This is a genomic window from Streptomyces sp. P1-3 (assembly GCF_050613155.1).
Lineage (GTDB): Bacteria > Actinomycetota > Actinomycetes > Streptomycetales > Streptomycetaceae > Streptomyces.
The window spans coordinates 7,754,612-7,776,336 of record NZ_CP192512.1 but is presented as its reverse complement, the minus strand read 5'-3'; the positions used below and the strand labels follow the sequence as shown (position 1 = coordinate 7,776,336).

Genomic DNA, 21,725 nt, shown 5'->3' with positions numbered 1-21,725 from the left:
CCGGACCGACTCCGGCAGCGCTTGCTCTCAATGGGTTCACGCCCGGCGGCCCGGGAACGTTACCGATCAATTTCACGGTTCCCGGGGACGACGGCCTCGGGGAACCATGGAACAGCCATTGGCGCCAAGAAATGATCTTGGCTTTGGTGTCTCCTCGGTCCTGGGCCTGTGCGGCCAGCAGCTCCATGACCTCGTCGTCCGTCCCGCCGAGCACTCTTGCGGTCGAGCTGGGCGGCGACGGGAAGGAGACGGCAAGGAGAGCGAAGACCATGGCGCCCATGCCGCTGGGGGTCGTAGATGCCGGTGAGCGGGCCGGTGAGGAGTTCGAGCTGGACGCCGGCGGTCTGGAGCTGCTTGGACAGGGTCATCAGCTCGGCGGCGTCGCGGGCCAGGCGCTTGAGCTCGTGGACGGTGAGGACGACCTGCTGGCGAGTTCCTGCTCGGCGGTCGAGCAGCGCGCCTACCCGATCCGGATCGCGGGCGGTGTGGTGCTTCGTCGCCCGTCTCCCGCCGCGGGTGCGGCACGGACTCCCGGCGGGGCCCCACACCTTGGACAATCGTTCGATCCTCTGGGGTCGGCCGCGGCAAGCGTCCCGGCCGATTTTGGCATAGGACATATTTCTTATGTCCTAAGACGAATGCTAGGGTCCGGTGATGGAGGTGGTAAGGGTGCCGATCAGCGGAGCGACGGCGACGGAGATCGCGAGCAGCGTGCGGGATCTGATCGCATCGGGGGAGCTGACGCCGCGGACCCGGCTGCCACCGGTGCGGACCCTTGCGGTCGAGCTGGGGGTGAACCGGAACACGGTGGCCGCGGCGTACCGGCAGCTGGCGGCCGCCGGTGTGGCCGAGGCGCGCGGCCGGGGCGGGACAGTGGTGGCGTCCGTACCGCAACCGGCCAGCGAGGGAGCGGGGTTCGGCGGCAGACTGATCGATCTGGCCAGCGGAAACCCCGACCCCCTGCTGTTGCCGGACATGCTTGCGGCCGCCAACCGCGGCGCGTACCGGCAGCCGCTTTACGGTGCGCCCCCCGTCGACCCCGAACTGGCCGCATGGGCGGCCGACCGCTACGCGGCGGACGTGGCGGGCCGCCCGTTCAGGGTCCTGGTCGCCCACGGAGCGGTCGATGCCACAGAACGCCTGCTGAACGCGTACCTCACCCGGGGCGACGCGGTGGCGGTCGAGGACCCCTGTTTCCTGGCGAGCATCGGCACACTGCGGGTGAACGGCCTGCGGGCCACCCCAGTCGTGGTGGATCACTCCGGGATGCGTCCGGAATCCCTGAGGGCCGCTCTGGAGGGTGGCGCTCGTGCGGTGGTGTGTACTTCCCGCGCCCACAACCCGACCGGTGCGAGCCTGACTGCCGAGCGGGCCGCTGAACTGCGTGCGGTCCTCGCCCGCCATCCGCAGGTTGTGGTGATCGAGGACGACCACTTCTCGGCCGTGTCCGCCGTGCCGTACCAACGGATCATCCCGCCCGAGACGGCCAGGTGGGCGCTGGTGCGGTCGGTGTCGAAGTTCCTCGGCCCCGACCTGCGCCTGGCCCTGGTCGCCGCCGACGAGGAGACCGCCAGACACCTGGATTCCCGACTGCGTGCCGGGACGATGTGGGTGAGCCGGCTGCTGCAGCACACCGCCCGCCAGCTCCTCCTCGACCCTCAGGTGCACGAGCTGCACGCACGGGCGCGCACCGCCTACGCCGAGCGCAGTCGGCTGCTGGTCACCGCGCTCAACGCACGCGGTATCGCCACCCCGCCCGCGTACCGGCCGGACGGGCTGAACGTGTGGATCGACCTGGACACCGACGCCCGTGCGGTCACAGACGCGCTGGCGCGGCGCGGCTGGGCAGTACGGCCCGGAGACCTCTTCGCCGTCGGCTCCTCCGGGCGCCAGGCCCTGCGGGTCACCACCGCCACGCTCACCGAACAGCACGCCCTGGAGTTCGCCGACGACCTCGCCGCCGTCCTGACCAACCCCCAGGCCGCCTGATCACCGCACACCTCGTGCGGCCGAACCGGCCGCCGCCTCAACCGCACTGTACGAAGGGACCCTCTGCCATGTTCACCGGCCTCAGCGCCTTCCCGCTCACCCCCACCAGCGATTCCGGCATCGACGAACACGCCTACGCCCAGCTCGTCAGCCGCCTCGCCCAGGCCGGGGTGGACTCCATCGGTGCGCTGGGCTCCACCGGCGGCTATGCCTACCTCTCCCACGACCAGCGCGCCCAGGCGGCGCGGATCGCCGTCGACGCCGCTGACGGGACGCCGGTCCTGGTCGGAATCGGCGCCCTGCGCACCTCGCAGGTCCTCGCGCTCGCCGAGGACGCGCAGACGGCGGGCGCGTCGGCTGTACTGCTGGCTCCGATGACGTACCAGCCTCTCACCGAGGACGAGGTGTTCGGCCTGTACGAGGACGTCACCCGGGAGCTGTCCGTGCCACTGTGCGTCTACGACAATCCCGGTACCACCCACGTGCACTTCACCGACGAGCTCCACGCCCGTATCGCTCAGCTGCCACAGGTCGCCTCCATCAAGATCCCGCCCGTGCCCGGCGACCCGGCCGCCGCCAAGCAGCGTGTCGAGGCACTGCGGGCCCGGGTCCCGGAGGCGGTCACCATCGGGATCAGCGGCGACTGGGCGGCGGCCACCGGACTGAACGCTGGATGCGATGTGTGGTATTCGGTCGTCGGCGGTCTGTTCCCCGAGACCGCGCTCGCCCTCACCCGCGCGGCGCGCAACGGAGACGCAGGCCGCGCCGCGGCCCTGTCCGACCGGCTTGAACCGCTGTGGGAGCTGTTCCGCCGACACGGCAGCCTGCGCGTGATGTCCGCTGCCGCCTCCCACCTGCAACGCGCCGCCGAGGTGAACCTACCCCTGCCGCTGCGTGGCCTCGCCCCCGACGCCCGCCGTCAGCTCATCGCCGTTCTTGAGGACTTGGATCTGGGCGCCGGCGCATGAGCCCTCCGGCAGCCACCTCCCCAGGGCTTCTCACACCCGCCAGGTTCGGGCACAGGCACTGACCTTGTTTTTTATCCTCCCGACGGGGTGCTTGATCAGTGGTGGGCCGTTGTGGTGAGGCGTTGCAGTGCGGCGTGGGCGGGTGGGCCCCAGGTGGGTTTGCCTCCGGGGCGGCCGTGGGCGCCGGCGTCTGCGATGTGGATGCAGGCGAGGGCGCGTAGCACCGCCCAGCCGCGGGCGCGGCGTAGGGTCGCGGCGTCCGGGCTTGGCTGGTAGGTCTCGTGGAAGAGGTCGATGGCGCCGTCCGGCAGCAGGATCCAGGCGGCGGCGAGGTCGCAGGCCGGGTCGCCGGCGAAGAGGTCGCCGAAGTCGATCACGCCGCAGAAGGTGCCGTTCGTGGTCAGGATGTTGGCTGGGTGCAGGTCGCCGTGCAGCCAGAGTCTTGGGCCTGCCCAGTCGGGTGCGGCGGCGGCGTCTTCCCAGACCGCGCGGACGGCGTCCGGGTCGCGAATCAACCCCAGTTCGGTGGCCGAGGCGAGCCCTTGGGTGAAGTGTTCGGCGGTGTCGGCCAGCGGGCCACCGCGGTCTCGGCCTGCGGGCGCCCCGTGGGGGGCGGGGCGGTGGAGGGCGGTCAGGAAGGCGGCCAGGGTGACGGCCGCCTCCGCGGCGCGCGTGGCGGGGGCGCGGTCTGCGGGCTCGCCCGGTACCCAGGTGGTGACGAGCCAGGGCCGCGGAAACCGTTCGGAGGGCTCACCAAGGCGCTGCGGGACGGGGATCTGCAGAGGAAGGCGCGGGGCGAGGAGGGGCAGCCAGGCATGTTCCTTGCGCAGCAGCGCGTCCGCGGACTGCGTCGCCCAGGGCAACCGGACGGCGAGGTCGTCCCCGAGCCGCCACACCTGGTTGTCCCAGCCGAGCGCTCCGAGCTTCAGAGGGCGATCCGCCAGATCGGGGTGCTGCTCGCGCAGCAGATCCCGGATCAAGTCCTCGGTGATGTCCATCTCGGTGACTGTCATGTGGAACAACGGTAGTTGGGGAACGGCCCGCCTGGATTTCGGGCGGATATGTATCAAGTTCAGGCGTCGAACGAACTTCGAACTTGCTCGGCGTTTTCGCAGTTCAGCGGATGTGAAGGCGACCTCGCCCCGATCCTGTGCTCCGTCACAGAGTGGATCAGCGCGAAGGCCGTGGTCGTGAGTTTGGTGCATCAGGGCGTCCTGCGGGATGCGTTCGCGGACGTGTCACACGTCCGGTCGCAGCTGTACGCGTGTCTGACCGCGCGGGGCGACGCGTTGTTCGAGTTGCCCCGAGTTCCTCGCGTTCGGCGTTCTTGCCGGACTTCTTGTCGGACTTCTTGTCGGCAAGGATCCGGATGCATCTGGCTTCGGTGCGGCCGCTGCGGCTCCCGCAACATGCGCCGGCTGTGTCGCTACTCCCTGGAGGGCCGCACACTCCCCTGACCCTGCGGCGCGCCCGCCACTCAGCGCTCGGCGGGAACGCTCAGGCTCTGCTGCGAGAGGTCACCTTCGCACCGGGGTCCGGGGCGCTGTGTCGAGTGAACGCCCACAGCACGAGCCCGAGGCAGCTGAACGCGGCACCCAGTGCGCATACGGCGCCCCAGCCGGCCACCGTGTAGAGGGAGGTCGCGGCGATGGCGCCGGTGGCGCTGCCGATCGAGTAGAAGACCATGTATCCGCCGATCAGCCGGCTGCCCGCGTCCGGGTGCAGCGCGTAGATCAGGGTCTGGTTGGTGACATGGACCGCCTGCACGGCGAGGTCGAGAAGGATCACCCCGACGACCAGGGCCCAGAGCGAGCTGCGAGTGAAGGCCAAGGGCAGCCACGAGGCGGCGAGCAGTGCCAAGGCGATGCCGGTGGTCCGCCGGGAGAGTCCGCGGTCGTTCAGGCGGCCCGCCACGGTCGCGGCCAGGGCGCCGGCGACACCGATCAGCCCAAACGCCCCGATCGCGCTGTGGGGCAGGAAGTACGGGGCCTCGCTGAGCGGCAGCGCGACGCTGCTCCACAGGGTGCTGAAGGCGGCGAAGACCAGCAGACCGAACAGGGCCCGGAGCCGCAGCAGTGGTTCCCGTGCGAACAGGGTGATCGTGGAGCGCAGGAGCTGTCCGTAGCGCAGGGTTGTCGGCGGAGCGTCACTGTGGCGCGGCAGCACTCGGTACAGGACCAGGGCGAGCAGAGCGGTGAGCGACGCCGAGGTGAGGTAGACGGAGCGCCAGCCCGCCAGATCGGCCATGAGGCCGGATGCGGTGCGGGCGAGCAGGATTCCGATGACCACGCCGCTCGTGACCAGACCGACGACCCGTCCGCGTCCGGCGGGAGGGGCCAGTGATGCCGCGAAGGCCACCAGCGTCTGCGTGACGACCGCGAGAAGCCCCGTCGCGGCCATGCCCGCGAGCAGGATCGTCGCCGTGTGGGCGGCGGCCACCACGGCCAGCGCCAGCACCAGGAGCAGCAACTGGGCCACGATGAGCCGTCTGCGGTCGGCCATGTCGCCCAGCGGCACGAGGAAGAAGAGTCCCAGCCCGTATCCGACATGCGTGAGGGTGACCACGCTGCCGACAAGTGCCGGGCTCATGGCGAGGTCGTGGCCCATGGTCACCAGGAGCGGCTGGGAGAAGTAGACGTTGGCCACCGCGGCCCCGCAGGCGACGGCGAACAGTACGACGACGCCACGGGACAGGGCGAACGCGGAACCTTCCCCGCTTCGGGCCTCGGCCCGTCGTGTCACGGCCTCACCGTTGCCGGGCATCAGCACTCCTCCGCATATCCGGTTTCATCTTGCTACCAATGGCGACGGCGACGGTAGCCTTTTTGGTAGCATGTTGCAACCATCGTGAGAGTGAGGGACGGCATGGTGACCAGGACGCGCTTCGACGACAGCGAATGTCCCGTCGCCCGGTCGGTGGACGCGATCGGCGACTGGTGGTCCCTGCTGATCGTGCGGGACGCCTTCGACGGAAGTCGGCGCTTCGGGGAGTTCCAGCGCAGCCTCGGCGTGGCGAAGAACATCCTCACCGCGCGGCTGCGCACCCTGGTCGCCGGCGGTGTCCTCGAATCCGTCCCCGCCTCGGACGGCAGCGCCTACCGCGAGTACGTACTGACTCCGAAGGGCAAGGCGCTCTTCCCCGTCATCGTGGCACTGCGGCAGTGGGGCGAACAGCACTTCTTCGCCCCCGGCGAACCACACTCACAGTTGGTCGACCGCCGGCAGGGACATCGCCTACGCGCACTGGAAGTGCTGTCCGCGGACGGGCGACGGCTGAACCCCGACGACACCACCGTCCACAAGATCTCCACCCAGTGATCTGAGCCGGAGACCCGGTGCCGACACGCCACTCTGCCGACGATTCCGAGGCCGGGTGGCATGAACAGCGCGAAGGGTTGCGGCGCGTGCTGCGGAAAGCGCCCGAGGCCAAGCGTGCTCCGGCGGAAGACAGGGCGGCGTTCGGGACCGCCGGACCGCTCAGGTCCAGCGCGAGCGCACCGGCCAGCACCCCGAGCGCCAGGCCGGCCTGTGCTGCGGCATCGCCGCGGTGCCGGTCATGCGAGCCTGCCGAGAAACTCCCCGCCGTCGACGTCGACCACGGTGGCGGTGACAGCCGGATTGGCCATCAGGGCCAGGACCATCGCCGCGACGTCGTCCGGCTGGCCGGGGTGCGCGATCAGCTGACGGTTGCTGGGGTGTACTCCGATGCCGCCGGGGCTGACCGCGTTCACCCGGATCGGGCCGAGTTCGCACGGCAACGTGATCCAGCGGTCCCGGTCCGCCTGTCGTGAGCAGCCGGACCGCCTCGTCCGGATCCTCCGGATCGGCGACCACGGTCCGCACCCCGGGTGGTACGGCCGGAAGACGGTGCCGGGAGCGGCCGGACAGGGTGACCTCGGCGCCGGCCGCGAGGGCCTGACGTGCGGTGGCGAGCCCCATCTTCCCGGTGCCCACCACCAGGACGCGTGCGCCGGCCAGCACCGGCACGTGGTTCGTGGTTGTCATGCCGAGCAGCCTGCGGTGACGCTCGCCTGCTGCCCAGCCCTCCCCCACTCGTACGCCACCGGGGCGTACCCCTCACAGGGTCACCCCACGCCTCGCAGGTTCGGGCATGGTGACGGCATGCAGCGCACCTCCGGACTGGGCGCCTTCCTGCGCTCCCGCCGCGGCCAACTCCAGCCACAGGACGTCGGGGTGAACCCGGTCGGCGCACGCCGCCAGGTACCCGGACTTCGCCGGAAGGAACTCGCGCAGCTCGCCGGAGTCAGCGTGGCCTACTACATCCGCCTGGAGCAGGGCCAAAGTCACCACGCCTCCGACGGTGTCCTCGACGCACTCGCCCGCGCGCTGCGCCTGGACGACATCGAGACCGCCCACCTGCACAACCTCGCCAAGCCGGCCCGAGCCCGCCGGCACGAGCCCCACCCCGAGCTGCTGCGGCCCCAACTCCGCGCCATGATCGACTCGTTCGACACCGTGCCCGCCTACATCGTCGGCCGCCGCACCGACGCACTCACCTGGAACCGGCTGGCGCACGCACTGCTGGCCGACCACCTCGGCTACAACGCCCCACATGATTCGGCCGAAAGCCGCCCCAACCTGACACGCCTGCTGTTCCTCGACCCGCACCAGCGCGAGCTGTACCCGGACTGGAACCGCCGGGCCAGGGACGCGGTGGCCGCTCTGCGGCGGTCCGCCGGGCACTTTCCCGACGACCGGGATCTACTGAGCCTCATCGGCGAACTCACCACCCTCAGCGAGGAATTCGCCGATCTGTGGGCCGCGCACCCGGTCGGCGAATGCGGCTCCACCGCGGAGCGCTACCACCACCCGCTCGCCGGTTCCCTCACCCTCGGCGAAGAGGTCATGCGCCTCCCGACCGACGCAGGACAGCGCCTCGTCGTACTCAACGCCGAACCGAACTCGCCGTCCACCGCAGCCCTCCAGCTCCTCGCCGCAACCCATCGGCGCGGTTGCCCACAACAGAGCTCGCAGAATTGCGGCTGCGGTGCCCTTGGTTGTCTTGCTACGGTCGCTCGATGACTCGCGCGCTAGCGCTTGGGGGTACTGGTCCGATCGGTCGAGAGATCGCTCGGCGGCTGTCGGCTGCTGGCTGGCATGTGGATGTCACCGGCCGAAATGCCGCCCACATGCCGCCCGAGCTCGCTGCCGGTGGCGTTCGTTTCATCGAGGCGGATCGAGCTGACGACACGCAGCTTCGAACCGCCCTGGGCGACGGTGCCGACCTGCTCGTTGACTGCATTTGCTACACAGCTGCCGACGCCCGGCTCCTGCTTCCCCTGGCCAAGAACGCCACCTCGACCGCGTTGATCTCCAGCCGGGCCGTGTACGTCGACAGCCACGGCAACCACGCCAACTCCGACGTCCAGCCAAGCTTCGACGGGCCCATCCACGAAACCCAACCCACCATGGCGCCTGGCGACATGGATTACGACTCCCGGGAAGGCTACGGCGCCAACAAGGTCGCGGCCGAGCGCGTCGCCTTGGACAGCGGTCTGCCCATCACCGTGGTACGTCCTTCCCTCGTCCACGGAGTGGGTGCCGCATGTCCGCGCGAGTGGGTGTTCGTGAAACGGGTTCTGGACCGGCGCGAGGCAGTACTGCTCGCACACCAAGGTGCCGGCATCGTTCAGCCGACGGCTGCGGCCAACATCGCTGCCCTCGTGAAGACGATCGCCGCCAGGCCCGGCACACGGATCCTCAACTGTGCGGATCCCGATGCGCCGAGCGCGCTGGAGATCTCCCGTGTCGTCTCCCGGCACCTCGGCCACACATGGGAGGAGGTCCTTCTCGACGAGACGGCCCCGGACACGCTGGGGCGGACTCCATGGGACTCGCCATGCCCGGTTGTCCTGGACATGTCCGCCGCCGAGGACCTTGGGTACCGGCCGGCCGGGGATTACGCGGCGATGGTCACTGCCGAGATCGACTGGCTTGTCGACACCGCCCGCGCGGGGAGCTGGTCCAGGATGGATGCCTCGCACTTCAGCCTGTGCTTCGACTACGCGACCGAGGACGAGTTCCTTGCCCGGCGCAGGCGCACCGAAGCAGGACAGCCGTGATCGCCAGGGGGATCAGCGCCTGACGGGAGCTCCTCTTCACGTTCCGAGGGCGCCCGCACCCGGCCGTCGCACCATGTAGGCGTCGACCGCGTCCTGAACCTCCACGGTGAACCCGTGGCGCTCGTACAGCCGCCGGGCGGCGCTGCCCTGCAGGACATTCAGGCGCACGAGCACGCCGTCGGCATCGATCGGCTTCAGCAGCGTTCGCAGGACAGCCGATCCAAGCCCCCGGCCCTGGAGGCCCGGAGCGAGATGGAAATGCTCCAGCCACCGCCCGTCCTCGGCCGGGCGCACAGTGACGCAGCCCGCGAAGGCGCCATCGGCCACGATGACCGACGTGTGCTGCGGGGAGAGGGAATCCCGCAGCCGCTGCCGGACCCGATGCTCGTCGAACCGCCCCAACCGCTCCAGGTCCGGGCGCATCACCGTCGCCCGCAACTCCGCGATCGCCGCCCGAGTATCTCCATGACCCGCTGTGACCACGCACACAGCAAGATCGCTTACCGGTTGGGTACGCAGCAGCCCCTATCGCGCCGGGCCTCGCCGTCGTCAGCCGTGCGCCCGGCAGGCGGGTGGGGGTGGGGCTGCGGGCGGTCAACCGATGGGTGGACCGGTACCTGTAGGGCGTTCCCGCTGCGAGGCGGGCTGTCACTGGACACGCCGATTCCCGTACAGTCCGTGATGCCCACGCTCCGTCAGGGACCAAGCCCAGCGGTTGAACAGGAGAAGACCCGTGGCCACCGAAGCCCGTTCCGCCGCCCTCCCGCCGAACGCTTCCGCAGCGGGTCGGCCGGTCCCCGAGTTGGACTCCGCCCTCATGGAGCAGTGGCGCTCCGAAGGCGGGGAGCTGATCGATCTGCTGACCCGGGCGCGCGAGCGGCTCGGCGGTATCGCCGCGGTCCGCCTCGGGCCGCGCCCCACAGTCCTGGTCACAGAGCCCCGGGCCATCCAGCACGTGCTCGCCCAACATCCGGACCGGTACGTCAAGCGCTCCCACCGCGCACGTCTGTTGATCGGCGACGGCGTCCTCGCCGCCACCGGCGAGGCATGGAAGCGGCAACGGCGCCTGTTGCAGTCCCAGTTCACCGGAACCGGGATGCGCCGCTACGAGCAGCGGATCAGCGAGGCCGCCCGGACCACGGCCGAGCGCTGGGCCGAGTACGCCCGCGCCGGGCAGACTCTCGACGTCGGCGAGGAGATGCGCCGCTTCGCCCTGGATACCATCTGGCGATCCCTCACCGGACACCCCCTCGATGTCGAAACCGAGCACGAACTGACCGCCGTGGGAACCGTGGTGGCGGCCCTGCCGACCCTGCCCGCCGACGCCGTCGACGCCCAGGAGGCCGTCGCCGCCGACCTGGCCAGAATCGACGCGGTCGCCCGGCACGCCATCGAGGCCGCCCGCCACGGCGCTGCCGGCCCCGACGGCCCCGGCCTGCTGCACGTCCTGCTCGACGCGGCCACCGAGCGCCCCGAGTACACCGACCGCCTGATCCGCGACGAGCTGATCACGCTGATGGTCGCCGGCCACGAGACCACCGCCACCACCCTGACCTGGTTCTACTTGCTCCTCGACCGCCACCCCGCGGCCCGCGAACAGGCGCTCGGCGCCGGCGAGGAAGGCTCACCGCAGCGCCGGGAAGCCCTCCAGGCCCTGGTCAACGAGACGCTCCGGCTCTACCCGTCCGCCTGGATCCTGCCCCGCCACGCCACCGAGGACGACACCCTGGCCGGCTACGCCATCGAGGCGGGCACCGATATCCTGGTCTGCCCCTACCTCGTGCACCGCGACCCTGAGCTGTGGCCGGACCCCGAGCGTTTCGACCCGCGGCGCTTCACCACCCCGGGTAGCCGCCCCACCCCTCCAGGCGCCTACCTGCCTTTCGGTATCGGCCCCCGCGCCTGTCTCGGCCTGCAGTTCGCCCTCCGCGAGTCGACCATCCTCCTCGAGCACCTGCTGCCCGCCCACACCCTGACCTTCCACTCCACCCCCGCCAAGGCCGCCTACAGCATCACCGTCCGCCCGGACGGCCCGACCCCCGCCATCCTCACCGCCTGCTAGGACATCTCGTCGGGCAGTATCGGCCCAGGCAACACTCACCTTCCTCTCCCTCTCCTGGCCGGTGGCGGGGACGACGACGAGATCTGTCCGCCACCGCCGCCCGGCGACGTCATGCGGCCGGCCGTTACGTTGCGGCCGGCCGCAGCCGCGCGATACTGGATGAGGAGTGCACGTGGCAGGCCGCGCTCCGTTCGACATTCGAGGCATTCGCAGCGGCTCGCAGCCGTTCAGGGAGCCACCCGCTGCCCGCGCCGCTGCCGCAGGGCTCCATCACGCTCCTGGCGGATGGCCCTGCTCTGCCCGAGATCGGGCTTCCCGTGAGTGTGTCCACCCTCCGGGGGCTCAGATGATCCAGGCCGACAACCGTGCCGCTCCATCGGTCGTGCGACCGGAAGAATGGGGATCCCGTGTTTCTGTCACAGCTGTTCCAGGGTGAGCCGATCCTCGAGGCCGTCGCCCGGAACGAGACGCGGATCAACAGGGAGCTGAACAACGCGTTCGCTCCTGTCAACCGCCTGCAGAGCGCCCTGCTCATCTGGGACGCCGGCAGCCTGCCGGGGTTCGGTGCCGACGGTGACTACGGCAACGAGACCGCCTCCGCCGTCGCCCGATTCAAGCAGGAGGTCCTCCTCGTCCCCGCCGCCGAAGTGATCGACGACGTCGGTCCCCGCACGGTCTGGCGGCTGGACGAGATCGCGTACGGAGCGGAGGGCGATCCGCAGAGGCCGTTCACACCCCAGGTCATCGTCAAGCTGCGCGACGAAGCGGCCGCCCGGGTCCCGTACGAGAACGACGCTCAGGAGTCGCTCCCACCCGAGGACCGCGCGGCCTGGGACAGCGTCACCGCCGCCTTCCCGGACCTCCGCCTCGCGCTCAACAGGGGCCTGCCGGGCGTCGACCCGGAGGCGGTGCGGCAGTGGCTGAGCGAGAACGAGGCGATCCACGGAACCCCGTCCCAGCCGCTGCTCTCCTTCTACGTGATCCCGCTGCCCGACGGGCCGGCCGATCAGGTCGCCTCAGCTGTGGAGTCCCTGCCTTTCGTCGAACGCGCCTACGTCGAGCAGCAGGTGGTGCCGGCCGTGGTCACAGCGGACGACCCGCTGATCGTGGGGCAGGGGTACGTGAGCGCGGCACCGGTCGGGGTCGACGGGCTGCATACCTGGGCGCTGCCGTTCGCGGACGGGAACGAGGTTCGTTTCGTCGATGTGGAATGGGGCTGGCAGCTCACCCATGAGGACCTCGTGGACACGAGCGGCGTCAACCGCGTCCCCATTCTCCCCAGCGGGCGGGTCTCCAGGGACTCGGAGCTGGTCAACCACGGGACGAACGTGCTCGGGGTCGTGATGGCGACCGACAACCAGAAGGGCATGCTCGGGCTGGCGCCGAACGTCAAGGCGTCGGTCGCCCCGGTGGAGACACCGACCGGCACCGACGCGGTCGCGGTGGCTCTGACCGTGATCGGTACGACACCCGGCATCGGAGCGGGGAGCATCGTCCTGCTCGAGCAGCAGGAGGCGCAGCACCACCGGCCGATCGAGACAGACCTCTTCATCCACCTGGCCATTCAGGAGCTGACGAGGAAGGGCATCACGGTCATCGAGGCCGCGGGCAACGGGTTCGGTGACGGCGTGAACCTCGATACCTTCGTTGCGCCAGGGCGTCCGTTCGATTCCGGTCGGATCTTCGACCGCAATGACACTACCGGTGCCTTCTTCGACAGCGGCGCCGTCATGGTGGCCGCCGCGACCTCAGCGCACCCGCACACCCGTATGGTCTTTCCCGGAAACCAGAGGTCGAACCACGGAAATCGCGTCGACTGCTACGCGTGGGGAGAGAATATTCTGACCACCTCGTCACTGTTGAACCCCGCGTCGAACCAGCCGTACCGCACGAACTTCGGCGGCACCTCAGGGGCATCGGCAATCGTCGCCGGGGTGGCCGTGGTGCTGCAGAACATCCGACGCGCGATTTCCGGCGACTTCCTGACACCCGCACAGCTTCGGGCGCTTCTGAGCGACCGCGACCTCAACACCCGGCCCGCGGCCGCGGACGACTTCCGGATCGGCGTGATGCCCAACCTGGCCACACTCGAACCGGCGGTCCGGGCGCTCTGAGCAGTTCCGGTGAAGTCACGTGCTGATCCTTCTCGGCATCCGGGCCTCGACCAGACCGGTCTTGCGGACCAGGACGTCACCCCTCGTGTGAAGGCCGAGGCTAACGCCTGCTCGCGGCTACCGCGACAATGCCGCCCAGGGAGGCGAGTGCCACACACAATGGCGAGTACAGGACGGTGTTCAACCGCTGGAATTCGCTGGCCGCTCCGGAGTTCATGAAGTATCCGCCCAGGCCACGGGCGAGCAGCACCACCGTCAAGCCGTACATGCCCACCAATCGCAGCCAGTCCGGGCCGATCGCCGGGATGGACTCGTTCACCATGAGGGTGAGCACAGCGCCACCGATCAGCGCCAGACCCACCAGAACGGTGCTCGGTGCCGACGGCATCCTGCCATCGTCGCTGCCACCGATCGTCTTGGTGAACGTCATCGCATCCTTCATCGGCCAGGGGGAGAACGCCCAGACGAAGTGCAACAAGCCGATTGCCGTGAGGACAATCGCCAACACCATAGGGACCACCGTGCGGACCATATTCAGTGCCTCCAACTCAGTGTGCTGCGCGCGAGCTTCGGCTTGTTCGGACGGGATGTGCGCGTGGCGCGCGGGAGTGTCATGACCATCCCTCATCTATACGGCATCGTATAGATGAAAGCCTAGCACCCATCTATACGATGCCGTATAGATGGGTGATCGAAGCGGAACGGAGCAGATCATGGCGGTGGCTCGCACCCCGCGTCACAAGTGGATCGACGAAGGACTGCGCGCGCTCGCGGCAGGCGGCCCGGATGCCGTCCAGATCGAGGCGCTGGCGAAGGCTCTGGGCGTATCCAAGGGCGGCTTCTACGGATACTTCTCCGACCGGCGCGCCCTGCTCGAGGAGATGCTCGACCGCTGGGAACGCGAGGTCACCGACGACGTGGAAGCACGCGTCGAGAAGGAAGGCGGCGATGCGAAAGCCCGGCTGCGCCACCTGTTCGCGATCGCCGAAACCGGTGACGGGCTCGACACCGACATCACGACCGAGCTTGCGATTCGCGACTGGGCCCGGCGCGATCCGGCGGTCGCCGAACGCCTTCGGCGCGTCGACAACCGCCACATGGACTACCTGCGTTCGCTGTTCCGCGCCTTCTGCGCCGACGAGGACGAAGTCGAGGCACGCTGCCTGATCACCTTCTCACTGCACATCGCCGACCGGTTCGTTCTCGCCGACCACGGCGATCGCAGCCGTGCCGACGTCCACGAACTCACAACGAGGTGGTTGCTCGACTCTCCGCACTGAGGGCCCCAGGGGCTGACAACGGTCGCCATGACCGCGGCAGTGGTCGTCACCGGGGGAACACCCGCCTCGGATGCCTGTGGTAGCACTGCACCTATGAAAGACCAGGCTGCCGCAGAGCGCGCTCAACGCACCGGCTATCACCACGGCTCGCTCCCCTCCGCGCTCGTCTCCGCCGCGCTCGACATGCTGGACGAGCGAGGGCCCGGACAGGTGAGCATGCGGGAAGTGGCGCGTCGGGTGGGCGTCTCGCCGGGGGCGCCGTTCCGGCATTTCACGGACCGGCAGGCGCTGCTAACGGCGGTGACGGGGCGAGTGCTCGCGGATTTCGAGGAGTGGCAGGCCGCCCAGATGACACAGGGCGAGGGGCCGGCGCTGCGGGATTTCGGGCTGGGGTTCGTACGCTATGCGATACGGCATCCTCACCGGTTCGAGTTGGTCAAGTCGAGGGTGTTCGGCGCGGAGCAGCCCGCCGAGTTGAGCGAGCAGATGTCCGGGATCGAACAGGCGCTCACCGGCCTGATCGTGGAGGGCCAGCGGGCCGGGGTGCTGCGCGGGGGTGATCCCGCGGTGATGGGGCTGGCCAGCCAGGTGGTGGTGTACGGACTCGCGCAGATGATCACCGACGGCTACCTGCCGACCGAGCAGGCGGAACACCTCGCCGCGCAGGTGCTGGAGATCTTCGCCCTCGGTCTCGTCAACGCCCCCTATGAGTAGGGAGTTTGACCGGACAGGGGGATTGACCGCCAGCCCCGTCGCTGATGTAATCAGTGTTCACATCAGCGGAAAGGGGTCGGCATGCGCGTACCACGGTTCCCGGAACCCGCAGCCACCGGCACGGTGACCGTACGGGCCGACCCGGCCAAGGCGTACCGCATCATCAGCGACCCGCCCGTGATGATCCGGTTCGCCGAGGAGGCGCATCGTGCGCGCTGGCTGGACGGCGTCACATCGCCGGCCGTGGGCGCCAGCTTCCGGGGCTACAACCGCAACGGCCTGCGCCGCTGGGTCACCACCTGCCGCGTCACCGACGCCGATCCGGACCGGCGGTTCGCCTACGAGGTGGTGACCATGCCACTGGCCATCCCCATCTCCCGCTGGCAATACGACATCGAGACCACCTCGGACGGCTGCGCGATCACCGAGACCAACTGGCTGCGCGTCCCGCTGTGGTTCATACCGTTCGCCATCCTGGTCACCGGCGTTTTCAACCGCCCCGGCGCCAACAATGCCCATATCGGCACCACACTGAACCGCCTCAAGACGCACCTGGAGGCCGCGCCCTGACCGGGGGGGGAGGGGGGAACCGTTGCCCCGGTTCGCCCGCGAACAGCTGATCTCAACGAACCCGGGAATCGACCACATGGTCAAAGTCGTTGAGCCGATCGGATGGCAATGCGTCGACGTCTCGCCGTTCTTCGCGTCGGTCCAGATCACCTTCGCCCGCCGCGCCTGACCAGCTGGAGGTGCGCGGTAGCCGGGTATTTTTCACTGTGACGTAGGCCGTATTCGATGGCTCCCGCAATCATCCATCGACAGGCAGGCTTTGTAGAATCTCGAACAAATTCCGCGGTGGCTTGCGAAGCATGCCGCACCTATACTGAATGTGCCGAGTTTCCGCCTATCGGGCGGTTCGCAGTTCCGCCTTGCCTCAGGCGACGAAGTATCCGGCTTCCCATCCGAATCGTCCCGGAGAAGCCCATGTCGGCTTCGACGAAGGATCCACACACGTTCACATCCCGCCGCCCGGCAGGGCCGGCCGTGGACGTGCGGGCGCTGAGCCGCCTCATCACAACACCGTGGGAGTGCGCCCTTCCCACCCGGCACCCGATCTGGAGGCCGATGTGACTGCCATCGACGACAAGTGGAATGAGATCCAGTGGATAGGCCCACCGTTCGACGCGGGGGCCGGAAGCGGAGAGGGGCCGAACCCGGACGGGCGTGGCTCCTCACGTGACTTCGCGAATGGTTCCATCTACTGGTCCCCAGGAACGGGCGCGCGCGAGGTCCATGGGGACATCCGGCTCAAGTACGCCCAGCTCGGTGGCTCGGGAGGATTCCTGGGATATCCGGTGACAGACGAGCTCGGGTGCCCTGACGGCGTCGGACGCTTCAACCACTTCGAGGGCGGCTCGATCTACTGGACTCCCCAGGGTGGCGCGCACGAGGTGCACGGAGCCATCCGCGACCTGTGGGCCAGCATGGGCTGGGAGAACAGCTTCCTCGGCTACCCGGCGACAGACGAGATCGGCACGGGCAACAGCCGCTCCAACCGGTTCCAGCACGGGCACATCAGCTGGTCGCCCTCCGAAGGGGCCGTGGCGCACCACAGCACCCTCATCGACTGATCCGCGAGGTGTGACATGGGCGGCATCCCGGGACTCGACCTGGAACGGTTCGCCGCCGGGCAGGTCCCAGAATCCGTGGACATCGACGCGCCGCTGCCCCCGGTGCGGCTGCGCGGCAAGCTCAACCGCAGTCCCGACTTCGGCTCGCTTTCGGGTGTCCTGAGCGCGACCCTGCCCGCGGCGACGGCCACGGCGTTCGGCGAGGCCAGGCTGAAGGGGGACGGAAGCCCGTCGTTCCTTGTGCTGCTCGGCGCCACGTTCCCCGAACCGGGCCTGCAGATCGGCTTCGGCTTCGCGCTCAGCGGGGTCGGCGGGGTGGTCGGCGTCAACCGTACGGTGAACAGCGAAGCCCTGATCAGCGCGATCGCCGACGGCACCGCCAACGAGCTGCTGTTCCCGCCCGATCCGGTCAGGGCGGCGCTGCGCGTCATTCCCCGGCTGCCGGCGCTCTTCCCCGTCGCACGGGGCCGCCTCGTGGTCGGGCCGATGTTCAAGCTCTCCTGGGGGGCCCGGATGGTCTCCCTGTCCACGGCCGTCGTCGCCGAACTGCCCGACCCCGTACGGCTGTCGGTGCTCGGGGTGCTGCGGGTGGCCGTGCCGGACCCGAAGCTGCCGCTGATCGAGCTGAACGCCACGTTCGCCGGCCAGTACGACAGCGCCGAGCCGAGCGCCTTCCTGATGGCGAGCCTGGCCGGTTCGCACATGGCCGGCATCCCGCTGAACGGGGACGTCCTGGTGCTGAGCCGAGGCGGCCGCGACGCGACCTTCGTGCTCAGCGCGGGTGGCTTCCATCCGGCCTTCCCCATCCCGCGCGGCGTGCCCGCGCTGCGCCGGCTGAACATGAACCTCTCGCCGGTGCCGTGGATCCAGCTGCGCTGCGAGGCTTATTTCGCCGTCACCAGCAACACCGTCCAGTTCGGGGCCCAGCTCTTCCTGGTCGCGGAGATCGCGGGGTGCGGTCTGCGCGGACAGTTCGCCCTCGACGTACTCATCCACCTGGCGCCCGTTCTGAGGTTCTCGGCCGCCATGCGGGGCTCGCTCGCGGTCAGAGTGCTGGGAGAGACGCTGCTGGGCATCTCCTTCTCGCTGACGCTGGAGGGCCCCGCCCCCTGGCACGCCGTGGGACGCGGCAGCATCGACCTCTTCCTGTTCGAGGCATCGTTCGACTTCGACGAGACATGGGGCAGCCCGCCACCACCGGTGCTCGCGCCGCCTCGCGACCTGGAGCAGGAGCTGCGCGCCGCGTTCGGGCAGCAGAGCGCCTGGACGGTTCTGCCGCCCGGCGAGGACCGCTCCCCGGTCCGGCTCTCACCGGACGCGAACCGGCTCCTCGCCGGCGGCGGGCGGGTCCACCCGCACGGCCGGCTCGTGGCTCGCCAGCGCGTCCTGCCCTTCGGCGTGGACATCCAGCGCTTCGGCCACACCCCGGTGGAGCCCGCGCAGCGCTGGGACATCGCGGCGGCCAAGCTCGGCGAGGACGACGCGCGCGGCGAGGTCACGGTCGACGCCTTCGCTCCCGGTCAGTTCCTGGCGCTCGATGAGGACCAGCAGCTCGGCAGCCCGGCGTTCGAGAAGTACCGGTCGGGGATCGAGTTCATCTCGGACACCGGCGTGCCGGACGACTCCGCCTTCATCACCGCGACCCTCGCCTGGGAGACCCGGGTGGTCGACGGGGGGCGGCTGAAGTTCATCCGCCGGGCGGCGCGGCTACTGGACCTGGTGGATGCCGAACTGGTGGCCACGGCAGGCTCCGTGCGCAGTGCGCACTGGTGGCCGACCCCGGAAGAGCTGATGGTCGTGGCCGAACGGCCGCCGCTGGCGGTCATGTCGACCTGGTCGATGACGCAGGTCCTCCCCGAGGAGGCGGGCCTCGACCCGGTGGGGCCGGCGGGCGGTGCGCCGGTCGACGGTGAGCTGCGTCTGCAACTCGGCGGCCGGGCGGCGCTGAAGGCCGTCGAGGCCTGGGAGGTGCAGGGCTGATGCCGGAGGAACTGCAGTTCGCTCCGTACATGCAGAGCTCCATCGGCGCTTCCGTCGGCACCACGATGCCCCACCTGGAGCCGGTCCTCACGCCACAGCTGACCCTCGTCGGTCCGGGCGGTCGGCAGGTCCCCATGGACACCCCCGGAACGGGGCTGCAGATGCTGGGACCGGAGGGCGTCATAGGCATCGACCCGCGCCACATCGTGCGCATGGAACCGACGCCCGGCAGCTCCGACACCGAGCCCAACTACCTCGCCTACGTCGAGTTCGACGCACCGGAACTGCCGTGGCTGTTCACGCCGGCGCGAGCCGAGCAGGGCCGCCTGCGCCCGTGGCTCGCTCTCGCCGTCATCGAGGTCGAGGGACATCCCGTGCAGCCCGGCAGGCCGCTGCCGTTCGTCGACGTGGACTCCGCCCTCCTCCCGGATCCGGCGTCGTCGTGGGCCTGGGCGCATGTTCAACGGCCCGCGGGGCGGCCAGGCCCGCTGACCTCCCGGTTGCTGTGTCCGAGAAAGCTCTCCGCGGGGGTCGGCTACGTGGCCTGCCTGGTGCCCGCGTTCGAGGGCGGCAGGGTCGCCGGTCTCACCGACGGTGATCAACGGGTCGGCGCGCGCGGTGACGCCTGGCAGATCGGACGGGGCGTCGTACGGCTGCCGGTGTACCACCACTGGACGTTCAAGACCGGCGCGGAGGGCGACTTCGAGCAGCTCGCGAGCGCCGTGGTCCCCTTGAAGGCTGACGAGATCGTCGAACTGGGCGGCGTCACCGTCGACATCACGGAACCCTGGCGCAACGGCGAACCGCTGCGTTCCGGGGATCCTGCCGGCGGCCGGCAGACGATCGTCGTGCAGGGCGTACTGACGCTCCACGACCCGCCCGAGGGCACGGTGACCCCAGCCGCACTCGCGGACTTCGCCGGCCGAGTGGCCGAACAGATCAGCCGAGGCAGCAAGGACGATGTGACTCCGCCGCTGTACGGCGGCCACCACCTCGTGCGGGAGGACATCGAGGCGACCGGGACGGGCTGGCTGGCCGACCTCAACCTGCGGCCCGAGCACCGGCTCGCGGCAGCCCTGGGGGCCGACTACGTGCGAGAGGAGCAGGAGTTCCTCATGGCCCGGGCCTGGGAGCAGGTGGGGCCCATCCGCGAGGCCAACCGGCTGCGCCGCCGCGCGGCGTTCTGCACCGAGGTCGCCTCGTCGGTGCACCGCCGCAACGTCCGGACGCTGTCTCCGGCCGAGCTCCTGAGGCTCGCGGCGCCGGTCAACGACCGGGTGCGGACCGGTAGCGGGCTGCCGCTGCGGACCGAGATCGCGGTGAGCCCTGCCCCGACGGAGCTGGCCGCCCCAGCCCTCCACCGGCTGCTGCTGCGCTCCCGGGGACCGGTCGCCCGGCGCACGGGCGTGGACCCGGGTACGTACGTGAACCGTGCGCTCAGTGGCGAGCTCGTCCCGCCGTTGCCCGCGCCCGTCGTCACCGCCCCGGAGACGACGCAGCCGTTGCCGCGCGAGGACAGCGACGAGTTCGCCGCCCAGGTGGGCTCGGCCCTGCGCTCCGACGACACCAGACGGGCCGGACGCCTGCTGCGGGTGATGTCGGCCGTGGCCGTGTCGGCCCAGGCCAACGGCTTCACGGACCAGTCTCAGGCGCTGACCGCGGTGATCGCGGCACCCGTGCGGCGGATGCTCGGCGAGGAACCCGCCGAAGGGCCGGCCGCCGACGGTGAGGCCGTCGAAACGCTGTCCGCCGACCGGCTCCTCTCCCTGGAGCGGACGTTCACGACGGCCAACGTCGGCTCCGTGGTCCCGGACCTGGCCGCGCGGTTCACCGAAATGACGCCGGGCCTGGCCATGAACGTCCCGGCCCTCCACCACGTACTGGCACAGGACTCGATGGCCGACGACCCCGGCACCCACCTCCTCGAGCTGGGCGTGCCCGTCGACCCCGGCAGTCTGCGCGAACGGCTCGGCGCGGCCTTCGAGCCCGGGCCGCTCCTGGCGGCACGGCTGGCGTACCAGGCCTCCCCCGCACCCGGCTTCCTCGCCGCCGAGGAGGTGTCCCCGACCGATCCCGTCATGTTGTGTCCCGCCTTCGACGTCCCCATGGCCCTCGCCGTCAGCGAGCGCTGGCCGGACTGGTTCCTGCCGGGCTCCGGCACGATCCCGGACAACCGCGCCGTCCTGCTCAAGGCCAACGCGCGGTTCATCGCCGCCTTCATGGTGGGTGTCAACGTGGAGATGAACCGGGAGATGCGCTGGCGGGAGTACCCCACCGACCTCAGGGGCACCCCCTTCACCGCGTTCTGGCCTCGGACCGACGCGATCTTCGACGTTCCCCCCATCCACACCTGGGCGCTCGAGGGCGGGCTGGGTTCGCACCTGGCGGGTGGCGCGGGCGGACTCGACGTGCTGCTGATCCGTGGCCCGCTCGTACGCCGGTACCCCGACATGACGGTCGCCGCGATCCCGCCCGAGTCCCGGCACCAGCGCGACCTCGCCGAGTCCACCTGGGAGTCGCCGAAGATGATCCTCAACCTCGACGAACAGACCGCCGCGTACGCCTTCGAGCTGCCCGAGGGCGATATCCACGACTGGTGGTTCGTCCTGGCGGAGAACGTCCACCGGGTGCGGTTCGGTTTCGACACACCCGAGACCCGGGTCGCTCAGGCCGAGGAAGGCGTGTTCGAGGAGGAGCCGGCACCACCCTGGAGCGACCTGGACTGGGCCACCGTGGACGGCGGCCGCGGGTTCGCCGAGATCGACGGCAGGGTGCTCCCCTCGGCCGACACGCCGACGCCGGTGATCTCCGGGCGGTGGAACGCGGCCGAGGTGGCGAACATGGCCCTGCAACGGCCGTTCCGCATCGTCAGGTCCGCCCGCAGCCTGATCGGAGACCCTTGAC

General features: G+C 70.0%; 19 protein-coding genes. 13 read left to right on the top strand and 6 right to left on the bottom strand.

Annotated features, from left to right (window positions below; translation table 11 throughout):
* Positions 1–59: 59 nt before the first annotated feature.
* The gene (locus ACQUSR_RS33290; protein ID WP_431047065.1) at positions 60–617 is read right to left on the bottom strand and encodes a recombinase family protein; all 558 of its coding nucleotides are present in this window, start codon (positions 615–617) and stop codon (positions 60–62) included.
* 37 nt (positions 618–654) lie between these two features.
* Between ACQUSR_RS33290 and ACQUSR_RS33285 the strand changes: the two genes are divergently transcribed.
* Positions 655–1,989 (top strand): aminotransferase class I/II-fold pyridoxal phosphate-dependent enzyme, encoded by a 1,335-nt coding sequence (locus tag ACQUSR_RS33285; protein WP_431047063.1) that lies wholly within the window; start codon positions 655–657, stop codon positions 1,987–1,989.
* Between the two features lie 68 nt (positions 1,990–2,057).
* Positions 2,058–2,957 (top strand): dihydrodipicolinate synthase family protein, encoded by a 900-nt coding sequence (locus tag ACQUSR_RS33280; protein ID WP_431047061.1) that lies wholly within the window; start codon positions 2,058–2,060, stop codon positions 2,955–2,957.
* A gap of 95 nt (positions 2,958–3,052) precedes the next feature.
* On the opposite strand, the gene ACQUSR_RS33275 is transcribed toward ACQUSR_RS33280, so the two are convergent.
* Together ACQUSR_RS33275 and ACQUSR_RS33270 are read right to left on the bottom strand one after the other, a co-directional pair.
* Complete coding sequence (locus ACQUSR_RS33275) at positions 3,053–3,970, bottom strand: aminoglycoside phosphotransferase family protein (protein ID WP_431047059.1); 918 nt, start codon at positions 3,968–3,970, stop codon at positions 3,053–3,055.
* Between the two features lie 484 nt (positions 3,971–4,454).
* A complete protein-coding gene (locus tag ACQUSR_RS33270; RefSeq protein WP_431047057.1) occupies positions 4,455–5,720 on the bottom strand; it encodes an MFS transporter in 1,266 nt (421 codons plus the stop codon).
* A 102-nt stretch (positions 5,721–5,822) separates the two neighbouring features.
* Here ACQUSR_RS33270 and ACQUSR_RS33265 point away from each other — a divergent pair, with 102 nt between their 5' ends.
* Entirely contained in the window at positions 5,823–6,275 is a 453-nt protein-coding gene (locus ACQUSR_RS33265) for a winged helix-turn-helix transcriptional regulator (protein WP_431047055.1), read from the top strand.
* A gap of 236 nt (positions 6,276–6,511) precedes the next feature.
* On the opposite strand, the gene ACQUSR_RS33260 is transcribed toward ACQUSR_RS33265, so the two are convergent.
* Complete coding sequence (locus tag ACQUSR_RS33260; RefSeq protein WP_431047053.1) at positions 6,512–6,715, bottom strand: hypothetical protein; 204 nt, start codon at positions 6,713–6,715, stop codon at positions 6,512–6,514.
* Between the two features lie 364 nt (positions 6,716–7,079).
* Here ACQUSR_RS33260 and ACQUSR_RS33255 point away from each other — a divergent pair, with 364 nt between their 5' ends.
* Both ACQUSR_RS33255 and ACQUSR_RS33250 read left to right on the top strand, forming a co-directional pair.
* Entirely contained in the window at positions 7,080–8,000 is a 921-nt protein-coding gene (locus tag ACQUSR_RS33255; RefSeq protein WP_431047051.1) for a helix-turn-helix transcriptional regulator, read from the top strand.
* The gene (locus tag ACQUSR_RS33250; RefSeq protein ID WP_431047049.1) at positions 7,997–9,040 is read left to right on the top strand and encodes an NAD-dependent epimerase/dehydratase family protein; all 1,044 of its coding nucleotides are present in this window, start codon (positions 7,997–7,999) and stop codon (positions 9,038–9,040) included. The genes ACQUSR_RS33255 and ACQUSR_RS33250 overlap by 4 nt, the downstream gene beginning before the upstream one ends.
* A gap of 36 nt (positions 9,041–9,076) precedes the next feature.
* Here the strand turns inward: ACQUSR_RS33250 and ACQUSR_RS33245 are convergent, their stop codons facing one another.
* Positions 9,077–9,463: a GNAT family N-acetyltransferase gene (locus ACQUSR_RS33245; protein ID WP_431047048.1), complete on the bottom strand. Its 387-nt coding sequence runs from the start codon at positions 9,461–9,463 to the stop codon at positions 9,077–9,079.
* Between the two features lie 310 nt (positions 9,464–9,773).
* Here ACQUSR_RS33245 and ACQUSR_RS33240 point away from each other — a divergent pair, with 310 nt between their 5' ends.
* Positions 9,774–11,102 carry a cytochrome P450 gene (locus ACQUSR_RS33240; protein WP_431047046.1) on the top strand — a complete coding sequence of 443 codons (1,329 nt, stop codon included), beginning with the start codon at positions 9,774–9,776 and terminating at the stop codon, positions 11,100–11,102.
* A gap of 407 nt (positions 11,103–11,509) precedes the next feature.
* A complete protein-coding gene (locus tag ACQUSR_RS33235; RefSeq protein WP_431047044.1) occupies positions 11,510–13,216 on the top strand; it encodes a S8 family serine peptidase in 1,707 nt (568 codons plus the stop codon).
* A 100-nt stretch (positions 13,217–13,316) separates the two neighbouring features.
* On the opposite strand, the gene ACQUSR_RS33230 is transcribed toward ACQUSR_RS33235, so the two are convergent.
* Complete coding sequence (locus tag ACQUSR_RS33230; protein ID WP_431047042.1) at positions 13,317–13,844, bottom strand: DUF3995 domain-containing protein; 528 nt, start codon at positions 13,842–13,844, stop codon at positions 13,317–13,319.
* 85 nt (positions 13,845–13,929) lie between these two features.
* Between ACQUSR_RS33230 and ACQUSR_RS33225 the strand changes: the two genes are divergently transcribed.
* From ACQUSR_RS33225 to ACQUSR_RS33200, 6 genes are all read left to right on the top strand, one after another.
* Positions 13,930–14,496, top strand: coding sequence for a TetR/AcrR family transcriptional regulator (locus ACQUSR_RS33225; protein WP_431047990.1), 567 nt, complete (start codon positions 13,930–13,932; stop codon positions 14,494–14,496).
* Positions 14,497–14,589: 93 nt separating this feature from the next.
* Complete coding sequence (locus tag ACQUSR_RS33220; protein ID WP_431047040.1) at positions 14,590–15,210, top strand: TetR/AcrR family transcriptional regulator; 621 nt, start codon at positions 14,590–14,592, stop codon at positions 15,208–15,210.
* An 81-nt stretch (positions 15,211–15,291) separates the two neighbouring features.
* Positions 15,292–15,780, top strand: coding sequence for an SRPBCC family protein (locus ACQUSR_RS33215; RefSeq protein ID WP_431047038.1), 489 nt, complete (start codon positions 15,292–15,294; stop codon positions 15,778–15,780).
* Positions 15,781–16,337: 557 nt separating this feature from the next.
* The gene (locus tag ACQUSR_RS33210) at positions 16,338–16,841 is read left to right on the top strand and encodes an LGFP repeat-containing protein (protein WP_431047036.1); all 504 of its coding nucleotides are present in this window, start codon (positions 16,338–16,340) and stop codon (positions 16,839–16,841) included.
* 15 nt (positions 16,842–16,856) lie between these two features.
* The gene (locus ACQUSR_RS33205) at positions 16,857–18,821 is read left to right on the top strand and encodes a DUF6603 domain-containing protein (RefSeq protein WP_431047034.1); all 1,965 of its coding nucleotides are present in this window, start codon (positions 16,857–16,859) and stop codon (positions 18,819–18,821) included.
* Positions 18,821–21,724, top strand: a complete 2,904-nt coding sequence (locus tag ACQUSR_RS33200) for a hypothetical protein (RefSeq protein ID WP_431047032.1) — start codon at positions 18,821–18,823, stop codon at positions 21,722–21,724. The genes ACQUSR_RS33205 and ACQUSR_RS33200 overlap by 1 nt, the downstream gene beginning before the upstream one ends.
* Position 21,725 lies beyond the last annotated feature (1 nt).